Raw genomic sequence first — 17,681 nt, 5'->3', positions numbered from 1 at the left:
GACCGTGGGGGCATGAGCACACGAACCGTCCACGGGACGCACCCGCTGAGCACGACGCGGCCGCCGGCTCCCCGCCTGGGGGGCCGGCGGCGGATCCTGCGGGCCGTCGCCATGTCCGCCACGCTGCCGTACCTGGCCCTCAAGGTCACCTGGCTGGCCGGGAGCCGGGTGGGCATACCGGAGAACAGCATCCTGCTGAAGGGCGGGACGGTTCTGGCGGTGGCCAACGCGCTCACGCTCACCATGGACGCCTGCGTGGTCCTGCTGGCACTGCTGCTCACCCGTCCGTGGGGGCGGCGGGTTCCCGGGTGGCTGCTGACGCCGCCGGTCTTCGTCGCCACCGGGCTGCTCACCCCGATCGTCCTGGCCTTCCCGGCCCAGCTCCTGGTCAGGGCCGTGGGTCTGGGCGCCGGTGAGGCGGTTCGGGCCGCCCGGGAGCCCTTCCTCGACCCCTGGGTGTACTCCGTCGTCTACGGCGGCTTCATCCTCCAGGCGCTCGCCCTGGCCGGACTGTTCGTGCCCTACGCCCGGGAGCGCTGGGGCGGGCGCTGGCAGGAGGCGCTCGGGCGGAAACTCCCGCCTCCCACGGGGGTGGTGGCGGGAGTGGCCGCGCTGACGGGTGCCGCGGTGGGCGTGGTCCAGGCGTACTGGGCCTTCGGCGGATCCGCCGGGCTGTCCGCCGGGCGTGCGGCGGTGTACTCGGCGGAGAGCGGCGTGGTATCGGCGGCGCACCTGACATGCGCCCTCGCCGCCGCGGCCGGGGCGGTGACGCTGGCCCGGGGCGGGTCCCGCCCGGCGAGGGGGCCGCTGGTCCTCACGTGGATCGGCTCGTCGGCGACGCTGTGCTGGGGGGCGTGGATCCTGGCGGCCGGCCTGGGGGTGAACCTGGGTGAGGAGGAGGACTCCGGCGCCTTGTTCCTCCTCACCTACGCCGGCCAGGTGATCACCGGGCTGCTGGCCGGGGCCGTGCTCACGCACTACCTCCGGGCCCGGGGGCGGAGCCGGTCGGGGGCCGACGCGGGAAACTGAGCGGGGCCGGGGATGCCGGCGGGGGAGAAGAACGGACGGAGGGGGCGGCAGTGAGCGGGGGTGGCTTCGGTGCGGGGCGGCGGGCCGGGGGTCCCGGGGTGGTGCGGCGGTGGGCCGGGGGGCTGTGGGGGGCGCGGGCCCGGCTGCGGTGGGTGCATCTGGTACTCGGCGGTGCCCTCCTCATGCCGTACTTCCTGCTCACCGAGGTCGTGGTGGGTGTGGCGGCCGGCGGGGTCAACGCCCTGGCTTCCCCTCCGCTGACCCTGGTCTCCTACGTGGCGTGCCTGCCGCTGATCGCGGTGACGGGGCTGTTCGGGCTGGTCCGGCCGCTGTCGGCGACGGCGGTCCGGGTGATGACGGGGGTGCCCGGGGAGCGGCTGGCGGACGGCCCGGCCCGGTCCTGGGGGGCCCGCTGGCGGGCCGCCGCCTGGTGGACCCTGCACCTGGGGACCGGGGCGGTGGTCAGCGGGCTGAGCCTGGCGGTGCCCCCGCTGGGGGTGGCGCTGATCGTCATGCCGTTCTCCGGGGCGGTGCGGGCCGCGATGGGCGAGGCGGCCTGGCTCAGCGCGGAGGCGCCAGGGTACGTCTCCCCGTTCGTCGGGGCCGGAGTGCTGGCGGCGCTCGCCGCCCTCTGCGCCGCCGCGGGGGCGCTGCTGGCCCGGCTCGCGCCCGTACTCCTCGGGCCGACCGCGGCGGACCGGCTGGCCGCCGCCGAGGAACGCGCCGCCGACCTCGCCGTGCGCAACCGGCTGGCCCGGGAGCTGCACGACGCCGTGGGACACGCGCTGAGCGCCGTCACCCTCCAGGCGGGCGCGGCCCGGCGGGTCCTCGACCGCGACCCGGAGTTCGTGCGCGAGGCGCTCGCCGCGATCGAGGAGACCACCCGGCGCACCGTGGGCGAGCTCGACGCGGTCCTCGGCCTGCTGCGCGACGGGGACCCGGCCCGCGCCGACGCCATGCCCGCCCCCACCCTGGCCGGCGACCTCGACGGGCTGCTGGCCCGCACCCGGGCCGGCGGCACCGCCCTCACCGCCGAGGAGGACCCCGGCCCCGCCGGGGACTGGTCGCAGCTCCCGGCGATCACCTCCCGAGAGGCGTACCGGATCGTCCAGGAGGGCCTGAGCAACGCCCTGCGCCATGGCACCGGCCCCGTCGCCCTGCTGATCCGCGCCCACCCGTCCGACGGACACCGCGAACTGGAGATCACCATGACCAACCCGTCCGCCGCCCCGGGGCCGCCCGCCTGGGAGGACGGCCCCCGGCGCACCACCGGCGGCCGCGGGCTGCGCGGCGCCGCCGAGCGGGCCGCCCTCCTCGGCGGCCGCGTCGAAGCCGGACCGCACGGGGACGGCTGGCGGCTGCGGGCGGTCCTGCCGCTCGGCGGAGCCCTCGCGGGGCCGCCCGCCGACGCCGGGAACCCGTCGCCCGTGCCCCCGCCCGGCCGGCCCCCGGCACCCCTGCCTTCGCCGGCACGCCGCGGCCTTCCGGGAGCCGGGCGGTGAGCCGGCCGCCGCTGCGCGTGGTCATCGCCGATGACGAGCGGATGGTCCGTACCGCCCTGCGGGTCATCCTCGACGCCGAGGACGACCTGGAGGTGGTCGGTGAGGCGGCCACCGGAGCCGAGGCCGTCTCCCTGGTCCGCTCCCTCACCCCCGACATCGTCCTCATGGACGTGCGCATGCCCGAGATCGACGGCATCCGCGCCACCGAGCAGATCCTCGCCACCCTGGCCGACCCGCCCAGGATCGTGGTCGTCACCACCTTCGAGAACGACGCCTACGTCTACGACGCGCTGCGCGCGGGCGCGGCCGGGTTCCTCCTCAAGCGCGCCGAGCCGGACGAGCTGATCGGCGCGGTCCGGCTCGTCGCCCGCGGGGACTCCCTGCTCTTCCCGGCGGCCGTCCGCACCCTGGCCGCCGCCCACACCTCGGCCGCCCCGCCCGCGCCCCCCGCCTGGGCGGCCCGGCTCACGGACCGGGAGGCCGACGTCCTGCGCCTGATGGCCGCCGGACTGTCCAACCAGGAGATCAGCGGGCACCTCGGCGTCGGCACGCAGACCGTCAAGACGCATGTGGCCGCCGTCCTCGCCAAGACCGGCTCCCGCGACCGCACCCAGGCGGTCATCGCCGCCTACGAAGGGGGCTTCCTCATGAAGAAAACCTGAGAACCCCGCCACAATCGGGGCAGAGCGGAACGCGCGGGGGCCGCGGGACGTCCTTCTGGGGGATGAACAAGACGATCAGGCGTGCGTCGGTCTTCTGTCTGCTTCTGGTGCTGGCCCTCTTGGTGCGGGTCACCTGGGTGCAGGCGTACCAAGGCCAGGCCCTCGCAGACAACAAGAACAACCGCCGCAACCTCATCGGGCAGTACGAGAACCCGCTGGGCAACATCATCGTGGGCGGGACGGCGATCACCGGATCCGAGAAGACGGGAGGCAAGGACTTCGGCTACAAGCGGACCTACACCGACGGCCCCCTCTACGCCCCGATCACCGGCTACAGCTCCCAGGCGTTCGGCACCAGCATGCTGGAAGGGGTCTACAAGAACATCCTCAACGGCTCGGACAGCCGGCTGAAGACGGTGATGGACGTCCTCACCAACAAGCGGGCCGCCCCCGGCAACGTCCTGACCACCATCGACAAGGACGTGCAGAAGGCCGCCTACGACGCCCTCGACGGCAAGCAGGGCGCCGCCGTGGCCATCGACCCGGCGACCGGGGAGATCCTCGCCGTGGTCAACAACCCCTCCTACGACCCGGGCCGGATCTCGGGGGCCGGTGACCAGGCCGCCTGGGACGAGCTCTCCGCCGACAAGGGCAAGGCCATGGAGAACGTGGCCCTGCGCAAGCCCCAGGCCCCCGGCTCCACCTTCAAGCTGGTCACCCTGGCCGCGGCGATCGAGAACGGGCTGGTCTCCAGCATCGACCAGCCGACCGGGATCCCCGGCGCCTACACGATCCCCGGCACCCGCACCAAGCTGCCCAGCGAGGCGGGCGACCAGGCGTGCGACAACGTCTCCACCCGCACCGCCCTCAAGCTGTCCTGCAACAACGTCTTCGCGGAGCTGGCCTCCAGGCTCGGCCAGGACAAGATGCGGGCCATGGCCGAGAAGCTCGGCTTCAACACGCAGATCGACACCCCGGTCCGCACCAACCCGCCGAGCAAGTACCCGACGGGGAAGCTGTCCGTCGACCAGGTCGCGCAGACCGGTATCGGCCAGTTCGACGTCCAGGCCACCCCGCTCCAGATGGCCATGGTGACCGCCGCCATCGAGAACGGCGGCAAGCTCGTCGCCCCGCACATGGTCTCGGAGGTGACCGACTCCGGCGGCACCGTGCTGGAGAGCTTCAAGGAGCCGAAGGTCCAGCAGGTCCTGAGCTCCCGGACCGCCTCGATGCTCCAGGACGCCATGCGCACCGTCGCCACCGAGGGCGGCGGCAAGCCCGCGCAGGTGGCGGGCGCCGAGGTCGGCGGCAAGACCGGTACCGCCCAGCGCGGCGTCAACAACAACATCCCGCCCCTCGCCTGGTTCACCTCGTACGGCAAGGCCGGGGACAAGCAGATCGCGGTGGCCGTGATGATCGAGAACTCGGACACCGACCGCTCCGAGATCGGCGGCGGCAGGCTGGCCGCGCCCATCGCCCAGAAGATGATGGCGGCCTGGCTGAAGAAGTAGCCGCCGCCTGGAGGACCATGGCGCGCCGGGAACCTGCCGGGTTCCCGGCGCGTTCCCCTTCCCATGATCAGGACCGCACTCCTCGAAGACCTGGACGCCATCGCCGCCCTGCACACCCGGGCGCGCGTCACCTACTACCGGGGCCGCATCCCCGAGCAGGCATACGCGGGCGAGGCGGAGCTGGCCCGCTCCCGCGAGGGCTGGTCCCGTGCCGTGAGACGGCCGGAGGCCGAGGGCCGGGTCTTCTGCGCCGAGCGGGACGGGCAGATCACCGGGGTGGCCGCCTTCCTCACCGCCGACGGCACGACCACCCTCACCCAGCTCCATGTGGACCCCGACCACTGGCGCCGGGGTACCGGCGCCGCCCTGCACGCCGCCTGCCTCGCCGCCTGGCGCCGGGCCGGGGTGGAACGCGTCCGGCTGGAGGTCTACGGGCACAACCTCCGCGCCCAGGCGTTCTACGCCTCCCACGGCTGGCGGCCCGACCCCGCGGCCGTCCCCTCCGGCTCCCACCGCACCCTGTGGCTGGAGGTGCGGGAGGCGTCCGGGGAATGAGACGGGACGGCGATTGGTTGAACCTCAAACCGTTTCGCCCCCGCGAAGCCCCCGCCCGACCCCCACCGGAATCCGGAGAGTAGAAGGATCATGCGCGTCGAGATCTGGAGCGATATCGCTTGTCCCTGGTGCTACATCGGGAAGGCCCGGTTCACCAAGGGACTGGCCGAGTTCGCGCACCGCGACGAGGTGGAGGTGGTCTACCGCTCCTTCGAGCTCGACCCCCACAGCGCCAAGGGCGTCACCGCTCCCGTCCTGGAGATGCTCGCCCGCAAGTACGGCCGCACCCTGGACGAGGCGCGCGGCATGGAGGAGCACGTCGCCGCCAGCGCCCGCGCCGAGGGGCTGGAGTACCTGACCGACGGCCGCGACCACGGCAACACCTTCGACATCCACCGCCTCCTGCACCTGGCCGCCGCCCGCGGCCGTCAGGTGGAGCTCCTCGACCTCGCCTTCCGGGCCCACTTCGCCGAGGAGCGGTCGGTCTTCGACGCGGAGGTGCTGCTCGCCCTCGCCGTGGAGGCCGGTCTGGACGAGGCGGAGGCCCGCGCCGTCCTCGCCGACGACTCCGCGTACGCCGCCGAGGTCCGGGCCGACGAGCGCGAGGCCGCCGAACTGGGCGCCAACGCCGTCCCGTTCTTCGTCCTCGACCGCCGCTACGGCATCTCCGGAGGCCAGCCCGCCGAGGTGTTCACCCGGGCCCTGGAGCAGGCATGGGCCGGCCGCGAACTGCCCGAGCCCGCCGCCGGCGCGGAAGCCTGCGAGCCGGACGGCTCCTGCGCCGCCCCGCAGAGCTGACCCCGGGAACCCGGGACTTGCCCCACCCCGCCGGGGCGCGCCGCACGCTTCCGCGGCGGCCGCCCCGCCGGGCGGACCGGACGGCCGGCCGCTACCAGGCCGCCGCGGCCGCCTCCAGCGCGGCCCGAGGATCCGCCGACAGGGCCGCGGCCAGGGCGCGCAGCGAGGCCGCGACCGCCTCCCGCGAGGCCGCCGGGCCGTAGTGGTTGACCCGTACCATCTCCCGCGCGAGCGCCCCGCCGCCCGCCGCCAGCGGGGCCGACGCGTCCGCCGCCAGGGCCCCGGCCACCACCCGCGCGGCGTCCGGCACCCGCAGCGTGGTCGCCACCGGGGCCGCCTGCGCCGGGTCGCCCACCCACGGGGCCAGGCCCAGCGCCGCCGCGCCCGCCCTGGTGGCGCGGGCCGCCGACGCGTGCCGGCCGAGCACACCCTCCAGCCCCTCCCGCCCGATCCGCTCCAGGCACGCCTCCAGCGCCAGCATCTCCAACTGCGCCGGCGCGTGCGGCAGGGTCGTCCGGCCGCCGTCGATCCAGCGTTCCTTCCAGTCCAGCAGGGACAGGTACGAGCGCCGGGGCGCGGCCGGGTTGGCCGCGAACCGCTCCCACGCCCGCTCGCTCACCGACACCGCCGAGACCCCCGCCGGGCCGCCCATGGCCTTCTGTCCGCCGATCACGCACAGGTCCACGCCCCACGCGTCCGGCAGCAGCGGCTCGGCGCCCACCGAGGCGACCGCGTCCAGCATGAACAGCGCCCCGTGGGCCCGTACGGCCTCACCGATCTCCGCGACCGGGTTGGTGTTGCCGGTGGCCGCCTCGGCGTGCACCAGCGAGACGAAGTCGATCTCCGGGTGCTCCGCCAGCGCGCGGGCCACCTGCTCCCCGCTGACCGCCGTGTCGAAGGGCACCGCCAGGTCCACGACCTTCGCCCCGGCGTCGCGCAGCCAGTTGCCGAACGTGGTCCCGTACGGGCCGGTGACCACGTTCAGCGCGGTCGAGCCCGGCCGCGCCCCGGAGCGGATGCAGCCCTCCAGCGGCAGCAGCGCCTCGCCCTGGGTGATCACCACGTCGTGCCGGGTGTCCAGCAGCCGCGCGACGCCCCGCTCGATGGCGGCGAAACGCTCGGCGGTCAGCGGCGGAAGGTCCAGGAGGGGGTGGGTCACGGCGGTGGTCACGGTGCTGCTCTCTTCGTCCGGGGTCACCCGCCGAGCCTATCCAGCGCGCACGTACAGTGCGGACATGAGTGATCACAACGGTGTGCTCCATGTGAAGGGACGCGTGCTCGCCGGGCCCGACGAGGTCCACGACGAGCTCTGGGTGGTGGGCGGACGGATCACCTACGAGCGGCCGGCCGCCGCCCGCGAGGTCACCACCGTCACCGGCTGGGCGCTGCCCGGCCTGGTCGACGCGCACTGCCACGTCGGTCTCGACGCCCACGGCCCGGTGGACGCGGCGACCGCCGAGGCGCAGGCCCTCACCGACCGGGACGCCGGCACCCTCCTCATCCGCGACGCGGGCTCCCCCTCCGACACCCGCTGGATCGACGGCCGCGAGGACCTCCCGAAGATCATCCGGGCCGGCCGGCACATCGCCCGCACCCGCCGCTACATCCGCAACTATGCGCACGAGATCGAGCCGCCGCAGCTGGTCGAGTACGTCGGCCGGGAGGCCCGGCGCGGTGACGGCTGGGTCAAGCTGGTGGGGGACTGGATCGACCGCGAGGCCGGCGACCTGACGGCCTGCTGGCCACGGGCCGAGGTCGAGGCGGCCATCGCCGAGGCGCACCGGCTCGGCGCCCGGGTCACCGCGCACTGCTTCGCCGAGGACTCGCTGCGGGACCTCGTCGAGGCGGGCATCGACTGTATCGAGCACGCCACAGGGCTGACCGAGGAGACCATCCCGCTGTTCGCGGAGCGCGGCGTCGCGATCGTGCCCACGCTCGTCAACATCGCGACGTTCCCCAAGCTGGCGGCGGGCGGCGAGGCCAAGTTCCCCCGCTGGTCGGCCCATATGCGCCGGCTCCACGAGCGCCGCTACGACACCGTCCGCGCGGCCTGGGACGCGGGCATCGGGGTGTACGTCGGTACGGACGCGGGCGGTTCCCTGCCGCACGGGCTGGTCGCCGCCGAGGTGCAGGAGCTGGTGAAGGCCGGGATCCCGCCGCTCGACGCCCTCTCGGCGACGGCCTGGGCGGCCCGTGCCTGGCTCGGCCGGCCCGGGCTGACCGAGGGCGCACCCGCCGACCTGGTGGTCTACGGCTCCGATCCGCGCGAGGACGTACGGGTGCTGGCGCAGCCGGAACGGGTGGTCGTGAACGGGGCGGTCCGCGCCTGAGCCGGAACGGCGGCCGACGGGTGCGGGGTTGACGGGGCGTGACGCGTCGGCCCCGCCCGTCGTTAAGTGTGGCCGAAAAGTGGTGATGCCGGCGGCAGGCAGGGGATAACAGGGAACTCGTGTGCCGTGTGGGGCGCGACAAATCGAATACGCGCATGGAAACCACCCGTTGGAGTGAACTCACGCCAGGTGGCTGTCCATTCACCCACAGTGCGTAAAGATTTCGAGCGTCGAAGCCGTCGGCGCGCGCGATGTCCCCCATGGGCGCCGCGACGGCACCCAACTCCCGGGGAGTCCCGCTACCTTGAACAGCAACACCTTCCGCCTGCCCGCGGCCGTCCTGCTCGCCACGGGGGCGGTCGCCCTGCTCGCCGCACCCCCCGCCCTCGCCGCCGACGGCAGCGGCGGTGGCAACGCCCAGGGCACCTCCGGAGCCGTCGTCCTGCGGACCGGACTGGACGTGAGCCTGCTCAACAACGCCGTGCACGTACCGCTGGAGGCCACCCTCAACCAGGTCAGCGCCCCCGCCACCGCAGAGAAGACGGCCCTCACCGTGACCCTCGACGGAGTCGAGCGGGGGCAGCCGGTGAGCGTCCTCAAGGCGGACGTCGCCACCGCCAAGGCGACCGCCGACGCGGACGGCGCCCGGGCCGAGGCGAACCTCGCCCACGCCCGGGTACACGTGCCCGGCCTGCCGGCGCTGTCCCTCATCGAGGTGGAGAAGGTCACCTCCAAGGCCGACTGCCGGACGGGGAAGAAGCCGGCCGCCGCCTCCAACGTCCTCGGTACGGTCACCGCCCTCGGCAAGAAGGTCACCCTGACGGCCGGCGGCCCCACCCAGGTGGAGGTCCCGGGTGTCGGCCGGCTCTCCCTGGAGCTGTCCGGTACGCAGACCACCTCCACCACCGCGGCGGCGGCCGCGCTCCGCCTCAAGGTGACGGTGAACCCGCTCAACCTCAACGTCGCGAAGGTGGAGGGCGAGGTGGTCCTGGCGGAGGCGCACTGCGAGTCCCCGAAGCCGGATGCGAAGCCCGCGCCCGAGCCCGTGGCGGCCAAGCCGGACGTCAAGCCGCAGACCGTGCCGGCCGGCTCCACCCAGGGCAACCTCGCCGAGACGGGGGCCGGTCCGGCCACCCCGTGGGTCGCGGGCGGCGCGCTGCTCCTGCTCGGCGCCGGCGCGGGCGCGCTCGTCCTGACCCGGCGCCGTCGCAGCTCGTAGCCACGGGAGCGGGCTGCCGTCAGCGGGTCGCGCGCGTCAGGCCCTGGGCGGTCGCGCCGCGTGAGGTCACGGCCGAGGTGACCTCCTTGTCCACCCGGGCGTACTCGTCCGTGCAGGAGGCGCAGACGACGCGGAACGGCGGGCCCATGTCCGAGTACTGGGTGAGGTACTCGGCCTTGACCACCTCCCAGCGGCCGGGATGCGCGGCCGCCGGGGCGAAGGTGAAACGGGGGATCGAGGACATGTTGCCGCGGGCCTTCTCGGCCTCGTAGAAGCTGGCGATCTGGTCGCCCATGCCGTAGACGACCCAGGTGCCGTTGATCTTCTCGTAGGGCTGCGGGACGTGGTTGTGCGTGCCGATGATCAGGTCGATGTCGGGCAGACCGTCCGCCCCGCGCGAGGCGGTGAGGGCCTGGGCCAGGTCCTTCTGCTGCTGGTCGGGGGCGGTCTGCCACTCGGTGCCCCAGTGGACGCTGAGCACGACCACGTGCGCGCCGGCCGCCCGGGCCGCGCGGGCGTCGGCGATGATGCGGCTCTGGTCGATGAGGTTGACCGACCAGGGCTTGCCGGCCGGGAGCGGTATCCCGTTCGTCCCGTACGTGTAGTCCAGCTGGGCGACCCGCGCACCGCCGGCGGAGAGCAGCGCCGGAGCCCTGGCCTCCTCGGCGCCGCGGGCCGAGCCGACGTGCTTGAGTCCGACGCGGTCGAGGTGGTCGAGGGTGCGGGAGAGGCCGTCGAAACCGTCGTCGAGGGTGTGGTTCGAGGCGGTGGAGCAACTGTCGTACCCGGCGTCCTTGAGGGCGTCGGCCAGCTGGTGGGGGGCCTTGAAGGCGGGGTAGCCGGTGTAGGGGCCGCCGGGCTTCGCGTACGGTATCTCGTGGTGGCATATCGCCAGGTCGGCGGCGGAGACGATGGGCTTGACGCCGGCGAGTATCTTGCGGAAGTCGTAGGCGGTGCCGGTGCCTGCGGCGTCGTCCGCGGCCCGCTGGATGATGGACGGGTACGGGATGATGTCGCCGGTCGCGACGAGGGTGAACGGTCTGCCGTCCGGGGCGGTGGCCTTGCCGGAGCCGTTCGGCTTGGCCTGGAGGCGTTGCTCGGCGGTGGCCGCCGTTCCGTTTTCCAGGAGGCGGGGTATCGCGTACACCCCGCCGCCGGCCACCCCCACGGCCACCAGCCCTATGGCTATGCGCCTCGCCACCCTCATGTTCCGCCCCCCGTCGCTGGTTTGCTCCGGCCCATGCTAGGCGGGCTCCTGCCCACACGCCTGCCGTCCCCGGCCCCCGGGAGGCGGGTGGGCCCCCGTCGCCGGCGCGCCTCCCCACACGTCGCTACCGCGCCCGTGCCTCAAGCGCCGGCGAGGCTGGAGGTGTCCCGTCGGCGGCGGAGAGGGGCACCCAGCGGTAGCTGCGGGCCCGGTGAGGCAGCGGCAGCTGCGCGAGGGCGCGGGGCAGCGCCCGGATGCCCCCTCAGCGCGCAACCAGCGCAAGGGCGTGGTCCAGGGACTGGAGGAGGCGGCCCGTGGTGGTGCGGTCGCGGACTGCCAGGCGGAGCCAGGTGGGGTCCAGGCCCGGGAAGGTGTCGCCCCGGCGGACCGCGAAGCCCAGGGCGCGCAGGCGGGTGCGGACCTCCGCCGCGCCGGGGATCCGGATCAGGACGAACGGGCCCTCGGCCACCCCCGCGACCGTGATCTCCTCGAACTCCGCCAGCCCCGCCAGCAGGTGTGCCCGGTCCACCGCGATCCGCCGGGCCGCCGCCTCCGCCTCCGCGAGCGCCTCCGGCGTCACACACGCCTCCGCCGCCACCAGCGCCGGGGTGGACACCGGCCACAGCGGCTGCGCCGCCGCCAGCTTCGCGATGACCTCCGGCTCGGCCAGCACGTAGCCGATCCGCAGCCCCGCGAGCCCCCACGTCTTCGTCAGGCTCCGCAGCACCACCAGCCCCGGCACGTCCATCCGCCCCGCCAGGGCCTCCCGCTCGCCCGGGACGGCGTCCATGAACGCCTCGTCCACCACCAGGATCCGCCCCGGCCGGGCCAGCGCGGCCAGCGTCGCCGCCGGGTGCAGGACCGACGTCGGGTTGGTGGGGTTGCCCACCACCACCAGGTCCGCCTCCTCCGGCACCGCCGCCGGGTCCAGCCGGAAGCCGTCCTCGGGCTTCAGCAGCAGCCGCTCCACCCGGTGCCCGGCGTCCCTCAGGGCCGCTTCCGGCTCGGTGAACTGCGGGTGCACCACCACCGGCCGCTCGGCCTCCAGCGCCCGGGCGATCAGCACGAACGCCTCCGCCGCCCCCGCCGTCAGCAGCACCCGCTCGGCCGGCAGCCCGTGCCGCGCGGCCACGGCCGCCCGCGCCGCCCGGCCGTCCGGGTACGCCGCGAGGTCCCCCAGGCTGGCCGCGATCCGCTGCTTGAGCCACTCCGGCGGGGTGTCCGACCGTACGTTCACCGCGAGGTCCACGAGCGCGCCGCCCGCGTCGGCCACCTCCGCGTCCCCGTGGTGGCGCAGGTCGTGCTCCTCGACGGTGGCCACCGCACAGGTCGCCGCCACCGAACGGCGCTTGGGCACGAGGAGTTCCCCGCCTCCCGCCAGCGCCGCCGCCTCCGCCACCGAGGCGGTCCCGGCGGCCTCGTGCACGGCCGGAGAGGGATGCGGTACCGGTATCCGCGCCAGCTCTTCGGCGGGATAGCCCACCAACGGCACGCCGAAACGTTTCGCCGCACCCGCGATCCCCGGCTCGCGGGTCTTGGACTCCACCGTGGCCAGCGCCGTCACCGCAGCGGCCGTCAGCCCGGCCCCGCGCAGGGTCTCCTCGACCAGCGCGCAGACCTCCGCCACGGAAACCCCCGCGCGTCCGCCGACCCCGACCACCAGCCGCGTCACGTACTCACCCACCGGGGCCCTCCCTCCGTACTGGTGTCCGTCGTCTGTCGTCTGTCGTCAACACGGTGACGCCCGCCACCCGCGCGGCGGAAGTGCGCGCGGCGCCGCCAGTAGGTATCCAGGGGCACATGGCGCTGATCGTGGCTCTGGGCGCGTTCCTGATGACGCTGGCGGGCGGCTGGACGGCGCAGCGCGTCACCGACCGCCGCCACCTCGTACTGGGTCTGGCCGGCGGGCTGATGCTCGGCGTCGTGGGCCTGGACCTGCTCCCGGAGGCCCTGCGCGCCGCCGGCCGGGAGGTCTTCGGGGTCCCGCTCGCCCTGCTGCTCTTCGTGGCGGGCTTTCTCGTCGCCCACCTCGGCGAGCGCCTGCTCGCCGTACGGCAGGCCGCGCACGGCGGCACCAACGGGGACGGCAACGGGCACGGACACGGGCATGAGCACGGCGGCCGTGTCCCCCAGATGGGGCTCGCCGCCGCCGCGGCCATGGTCGGCCACAGCCTCGCCGACGGGGTCGCCCTCGGCGTCGCCTTCCAGGTCGGCGGCGGGATGGGCGTGGCCGTCGCGCTGGCCGTCGTCACCCACGACTTCGCCGACGGGTTCAACACCTACACCCTGACCCGGCTGTACGGGAACGCCCACCGCAAGGCCCGGATGATGCTCTTCGCGGACGCCGTGGCCCCCGTCGTGGGCGCCGCGTCCACCGCGCTGTTCACCCTTCCGGAGGAACCCCTCGGCGCGTATCTCGGATTCTTCGGCGGAGCCCTGCTCTACCTGGCGGCCGCCGAGATCCTGCCCGAGGCGCACCACCGCCACCCCGCCCTGTCCACGCTGCTGTGCACGGTGGGCGGGGTGGCCGGGATCTGGCTCGTGGTCGGTCTCGCCGACTGAACGCACCGAGTCGGCCGAGCAGACGTCGCCGGCCGAGCGCACCGAGCCGGCCGAGCAGACGTCGCCGGCTGAGCGCACCGAGCCGGCCGAGCGCACGCGGCCGGATGGGCCCACACGGCCCTCCGGGGTCACGGGCGGGCCGCTGGAGCCGCCGCGAAGTCCGCCGCGGCCGCCGCGAACCGGGCGGCCACGGACGGCTGCGCCGCCCAGTGCGTGTGCAGGTAGCTGGCGTGCACGCTGCCCCGGACGAAGCCCTCGACGCGGCGTTCGGGGTGCGTGAACCCCCACGCAGGCGCCGCCCCGGCGCCCGGCTCGACCACCGTCCGGTGGAACTCGTGTCCCCGCAGCCGGGTGCCGGCCGCCGCGAGCGGGCTGTCCGAGATCGCCACCGCCTCCCGGTAGCCGAGCGTGAGCCGCTCCGACATCCGGGCGTCGGCGTCGAGCACCCCGCACATGGGCTTTCCGTCCAGGGAACGCGCCAGGTAGAGCAGGCCCGCGCACTCCGCCGCGACCGGGCCGCCGGCTTCGGCGAAGGCGGCCACCGCCGTGCGCAGCGGCTCGTTCGCCGAGAGCTCCGGGGCGTACACCTCGGGGAAGCCGCCGCCGATCACGAGCCCGCTCGTGCCCTCGGGGAGCGCCGCGTCGTGGAGGGGGTCGAAGGTGACCACCTCCGCCCCGGCGGCACGCAGCAGCTCGGCGTGCTCGGCGTAGGAGAACGTGAACGCGGGGCCGCCCGCGACGGCGATGAGCGGCGCCGTCCCACCGGCCCGCCCCCGGCCCGGCTCCGCGGCGGTCGCCGCGGTCGCCACCGCCCCCGCGGCGGACGCGAGCGCCGCCTCCGGGGACCAGGGCAGGGCCTCCAGCGGCGGAGCCGTACGGGCCAGCGCCAGCAGGGCGTCCAGGTCGCAGCCCGAGCGGACCTGGTCCGCCAGCGCGGCCACCGCCGCCAGCGCGTCGGAACGCCGTTCCGCCACCGGGACCAGGCCCAGGTGCCGGGACGGGGTCGCCACCTGAGGGGCCCGCCGGAGCACGCCGAGGACGGGGGTCCCCGCCTCCTCCAGGGCCTCCCGCAGCATGGCCTCGTGCCGGTCGGAACCGACCTTGTTCAGGATCACCCCGCCGAGCCGCACCTGGGGGTCGAAGGAGGCGAAGCCGTGCACCAGCGCCGCCACCGACCGGGACTGCGAGGAGGCGTCGACCACCAGCACCACCGGCGCCCGCAGCACCTTCGCCACCTGCGCCGTCGAGGCCAGCTCGCCCCGCCCCGCGGCCCCGTCGTAGAGCCCCATCACGCCCTCGACCACCGCCAGGTCGCAGCCGGCGGCCCCGTGCGCGAACAGCGGGGCCACCAGCTCCGGCCCGCACATGAAGGCGTCGAGGTTGCGCCCCGGCCGGCCGGTGGCCAGCGCGTGGTAGCCGGGGTCGATGTAGTCGGGCCCGGCCTTGTGCGGGGACACGGCCAGGCCGCGCTCCGCGAAGGCCGCCATCAGGCCCGTCGCCACGGTGGTCTTGCCGCTGCCGGAGGACGGCGCGGCGATGACCAGCCGCGGCACTCGGGACGAGGTCACCACTCGATGCCCTTCTGGCCCTTCTGGCCGGCGTCCATCGGGTGCTTCACCTTGGTCATCTCGGTGACCAGGTCCGCGAACTCCAGCAGCTTCTCCGGGGCGTTGCGGCCGGTGATCACCACGTGCTGGGTGCCGGGACGGTCCCGCAGCACCTCGATCACCTCGTCCACGTCGATCCACCCCCAGTGCATCGGGTAGGCGAACTCGTCGAGCACGTACAGCTTGTGCGTCTCGGCGGCCAGGTCGCGCTTGACCTGCTCCCAGCCCTCCTTCGCCGCCTGCTCGTTGTCGAGCTGCGCGTCGCGCTGCACCCAGGACCAGCCCTCGCCCATCTTGTGCCAGACGACGGACCCGCCCTCGCCGGAGGCGCCCAGCACCTTCAGCGCGTTCTCCTCGCCGACCTTCCACTTGGCCGACTTGACGAACTGGAACACCCCGATCGGCCAGCCCTGGTTCCAGGCACGCAGCGCCAGCCCGAAGGCGGCCGTCGACTTGCCCTTGCCCGGCCCGGTGTGGACGAAGACGAGCGGGCGGTTGCGGCGCTGGCGCGTCGTGAGCCCGTCGTCGGGAACGACGGTCGGCTGTCCCTGCGGCATTACGCGGCCCTCCTGGAGACGCTGTTGGATGACGCAGTGTGGGTCACTGCGGTACGTACGTTCTTGACGAGCCCGGCCAGCGAGTCGGCCCGCAGCCCGTCCAGGGTCACGGCGGGCGCTGCCAGATCGGCGGCCAGCGCGGCGGCGAGCCCCAGCCGCACCGGCCCGGACTCGCAGTCCACGACCACCGAGGTGACGCCCTCGGCGGCCAGCAGCCGGGCGCTGCGCCCCGACAGCTCGCGCGGGTCGCCGCCGGCGGACCCGGCCGAGGTGGCCCGCCCGTCGGTGACGACCACGAGCAGCGGTCGGCGGGAGGGGTCCCGCAGCCGCTCGACGCGCAGCACCTCGCGGGCCTTGAGCAGCCCCGCCCCGAGGGGGGTCCGGCCGCCGGTCGGCAGCTTCTCCAGCCGGGCGGCGGCCGCCTCCACCGAGGAGGTGGGCGGCAGCGCCAGTTCGGCGTCCGCGCCGCGGAAGGTGATCAGGCCGACCTTGTCGCGGCGCTGGTAGGCGTCGAGCAGCAGGGAGAGCACCGCGCCCTTGACGGCGCTCATCCGCCGGCGGGCGGCCATCGAGCCGGAGGCGTCGACGCAGAACAGCACGAGGTTGCCCTCGCGGCCCTCGCGGGTCGCCTGCCGCAGGTCGTCCTTGCGGACGAGGAGCCCGCGCCCGGAGCGGCCGCGCGCCTTCTGGTGCGGGGCGGCGGCGTGCACGGTGGCCGCCAGGTGCAGCTTCGTCAGCTGTCCCCGGGGGCGCTGCGCGCCGGTGGTGCGGCCGTGCGCGGTACGGGCCCGCGAGCGCCGGCCGGCCGCGCCCTCGCCCAGCCCGGGCACGCTCAGCATCCGGGTGCGGAACGGCTCGGTGGCGGCCACGGCCGCCTGCTCGGCCGCGCCGGCCCCGCCCCGGGGGGCGGAGGGCTGCGCCTCGGGGGCCTCCTGCGGGGTGTCGGGGGCGTGCCCGGTCTCGGGGCCGCCGCCCTGCGGGGGCACCCCGCCGCCGTCCCCGCCGCCGTTGCCGCCGTCCCCGCCGCCGTTGCCGTCGGGGCCGCTCCCGCCGTCGTCCGGGCCGTGCGGCTCCGGGTCCGGCTCGGGCTCCGGGTCCTCGTCGGGGAAGCCGTCGAGGATCTCGTCGAGCTTGTCCTCGTCCAGTCCGGGCGCGTCGAAGGGGTTGCGCCGGCGGCGGTGGGGGAGGGCCAGCAGGGCGGCCTGCCGGACGTCCTCCTTCAGGACCGAGGTCCGCCCGGCCCAGGCCGCCAGGGCCGTGGCCGTGCGGGCCATGACGATGTCGGCGCGCATCCCGTCCACCTCGAACCCGGCGCAGGTCGCGGCGATCTGGAGCAGCGCGGTGTCCCCGAGGGCCACCTGCGGCAGCAGCGCCCGCGCGGCCACGATCCGGGCGCGGACCTCCCGCTCGTCGGCGGCCCAGCGGCCGGCGAAGCCCGCGGGATCGTCCTCGTACGCCAGCCGGCGGCGCACCACCTCCACGCGCTGCGCCGGCTCCCGCGAGGCGGCGACCTCCACGGTCAGCCCGAACCGGTCGAGCAGCTGCGGCCGCAGCTCGCCCTCCTCGGGGTTCATCGTGCCCACGAGCAGGAAGCGGGCCGCGTGGCGCACCGACACGCCCTCGCGCTCCACGTACGAGGCGCCCATCGCGGCCGCGTCGAGGAGGACGTCCACCAAGTGGTCGTGCAGCAGGTTCACTTCGTCGACGTACAGGATCCCGCGGTGCGCGTCGGCCAGCAGGCCGGGCTCGAACGCCTTCACGCCCTCCGCGAGGGCCCGTTCGATGTCGAGGGCGCCCACGAGGCGGTCCTCGGAGGCGCCGACGGGCAGCTCCACCATCCGGGCGGGGCGCTCCGCGGCCGGACCGGCCTCGTGCGGCCCGTCGGGGCAGGCCGGGTCCGGCGCGGCCGGCGCGCAGGAGAACCGGCAGCCGGGGACGACGTCCACGTGCGGGAGCAGGGCGGTGAGCGCGCGCACGGCGGTGGACTTGGCGGTCCCCTTCTCACCGCGCACGAGCACACCGCCGACCGCCGGGCTCACGGCGTTGAGCAGAAGCGCCAGCCGCAGGTCGGCCTGGCCGACCACTGCGGTGAACGGGTAGGGGGTGCTCATGCGGGGCTCACTCCTTCTGTACGGGGATGCG

Annotated in this window: 15 protein-coding genes; 9 read left to right on the top strand and 6 right to left on the bottom strand. The window is 75.2% G+C overall.

Annotation, left to right across the window (positions count from 1 at the left end; translation table 11 throughout):
* Window positions 1-12: 12 nt before the first annotated feature.
* The 6 genes from ABZ716_RS08255 (at window position 13) to ABZ716_RS08230 (ending at window position 6,057) form a co-directional block, all read left to right on the top strand.
* Complete coding sequence (locus ABZ716_RS08255; RefSeq protein WP_358957544.1) at window positions 13-1,029, top strand: hypothetical protein; 1,017 nt, start codon at window positions 13-15, stop codon at window positions 1,027-1,029.
* A 182-nt stretch (window positions 1,030-1,211) separates the two neighbouring features.
* Window positions 1,212-2,531 carry a histidine kinase gene (locus ABZ716_RS08250; protein ID WP_358957785.1) on the top strand — a complete coding sequence of 440 codons (1,320 nt, stop codon included), beginning with the start codon at window positions 1,212-1,214 and terminating at the stop codon, window positions 2,529-2,531.
* The gene (locus ABZ716_RS08245; protein WP_358957541.1) at window positions 2,528-3,193 is read left to right on the top strand and encodes a response regulator transcription factor; all 666 of its coding nucleotides are present in this window, start codon (window positions 2,528-2,530) and stop codon (window positions 3,191-3,193) included. Before ABZ716_RS08250 ends, ABZ716_RS08245 begins: the two co-directional genes overlap by 4 nt.
* A gap of 62 nt (window positions 3,194-3,255) precedes the next feature.
* Complete coding sequence (locus ABZ716_RS08240) at window positions 3,256-4,704, top strand: penicillin-binding transpeptidase domain-containing protein (protein ID WP_358813855.1); 1,449 nt, start codon at window positions 3,256-3,258, stop codon at window positions 4,702-4,704.
* A gap of 63 nt (window positions 4,705-4,767) precedes the next feature.
* Entirely contained in the window at window positions 4,768-5,259 is a 492-nt protein-coding gene (locus tag ABZ716_RS08235) for a GNAT family N-acetyltransferase (RefSeq protein WP_358957539.1), read from the top strand.
* Window positions 5,260-5,349: 90 nt separating this feature from the next.
* A complete protein-coding gene (locus ABZ716_RS08230; protein WP_358957537.1) occupies window positions 5,350-6,057 on the top strand; it encodes a DsbA family oxidoreductase in 708 nt (235 codons plus the stop codon).
* 91 nt (window positions 6,058-6,148) lie between these two features.
* Here ABZ716_RS08230 and ABZ716_RS08225 read toward each other — a convergent pair whose 3' ends face one another.
* Window positions 6,149-7,216, bottom strand: a complete 1,068-nt coding sequence (locus tag ABZ716_RS08225; RefSeq protein ID WP_358813913.1) for an aminotransferase class V-fold PLP-dependent enzyme — start codon at window positions 7,214-7,216, stop codon at window positions 6,149-6,151.
* A gap of 76 nt (window positions 7,217-7,292) precedes the next feature.
* Between ABZ716_RS08225 and ABZ716_RS08220 the strand changes: the two genes are divergently transcribed.
* Both ABZ716_RS08220 and ABZ716_RS08215 read left to right on the top strand, forming a co-directional pair.
* Window positions 7,293-8,387, top strand: coding sequence for an amidohydrolase family protein (locus ABZ716_RS08220; protein ID WP_358813858.1), 1,095 nt, complete (start codon window positions 7,293-7,295; stop codon window positions 8,385-8,387).
* A gap of 304 nt (window positions 8,388-8,691) precedes the next feature.
* Window positions 8,692-9,606 carry an SCO1860 family LAETG-anchored protein gene (locus ABZ716_RS08215; RefSeq protein WP_358957535.1) on the top strand — a complete coding sequence of 305 codons (915 nt, stop codon included), beginning with the start codon at window positions 8,692-8,694 and terminating at the stop codon, window positions 9,604-9,606.
* 19 nt (window positions 9,607-9,625) lie between these two features.
* Here ABZ716_RS08215 and ABZ716_RS08210 read toward each other — a convergent pair whose 3' ends face one another.
* Both ABZ716_RS08210 and cobC read right to left on the bottom strand, forming a co-directional pair.
* A complete protein-coding gene (locus ABZ716_RS08210) occupies window positions 9,626-10,813 on the bottom strand; it encodes a CapA family protein (RefSeq protein WP_358957532.1) in 1,188 nt (395 codons plus the stop codon).
* A gap of 262 nt (window positions 10,814-11,075) precedes the next feature.
* Window positions 11,076-12,485: an Rv2231c family pyridoxal phosphate-dependent protein CobC gene (gene cobC, locus ABZ716_RS08205; RefSeq protein ID WP_358813914.1), complete on the bottom strand. Its 1,410-nt coding sequence runs from the start codon at window positions 12,483-12,485 to the stop codon at window positions 11,076-11,078.
* A 128-nt stretch (window positions 12,486-12,613) separates the two neighbouring features.
* Here cobC and ABZ716_RS08200 point away from each other — a divergent pair, with 128 nt between their 5' ends.
* Window positions 12,614-13,375 (top strand): ZIP family metal transporter, encoded by a 762-nt coding sequence (locus ABZ716_RS08200; RefSeq protein ID WP_358813861.1) that lies wholly within the window; start codon window positions 12,614-12,616, stop codon window positions 13,373-13,375.
* Window positions 13,376-13,503: 128 nt separating this feature from the next.
* Here ABZ716_RS08200 and ABZ716_RS08195 read toward each other — a convergent pair whose 3' ends face one another.
* From ABZ716_RS08195 to ABZ716_RS08185, 3 genes are read right to left on the bottom strand one after another with little or no spacing between them, the layout of a single operon-like run.
* Window positions 13,504-14,946 (bottom strand): cobyrinate a,c-diamide synthase, encoded by a 1,443-nt coding sequence (locus ABZ716_RS08195; RefSeq protein ID WP_358957529.1) that lies wholly within the window; start codon window positions 14,944-14,946, stop codon window positions 13,504-13,506.
* On the bottom strand, window positions 14,940-15,539 hold the full coding sequence (gene cobO, locus ABZ716_RS08190) for a cob(I)yrinic acid a,c-diamide adenosyltransferase (RefSeq protein WP_007263394.1): 600 nt from the start codon (window positions 15,537-15,539) through the stop codon (window positions 14,940-14,942). The genes ABZ716_RS08195 and cobO overlap by 7 nt, the downstream gene beginning before the upstream one ends.
* Complete coding sequence (locus tag ABZ716_RS08185; protein ID WP_358957526.1) at window positions 15,539-17,650, bottom strand: putative cobaltochelatase; 2,112 nt, start codon at window positions 17,648-17,650, stop codon at window positions 15,539-15,541. Before ABZ716_RS08185 ends, cobO begins: the two co-directional genes overlap by 1 nt.
* Window positions 17,651-17,681 lie beyond the last annotated feature (31 nt).

The organism is Streptomyces sp. NPDC006687 (assembly GCF_040636215.1).
Taxonomy (GTDB): Bacteria; Actinomycetota; Actinomycetes; order Streptomycetales; family Streptomycetaceae; genus Streptomyces.
Note: the sequence above shows the minus strand (reverse complement) of the source record. Positions and strands in the feature narration are given on the sequence as shown.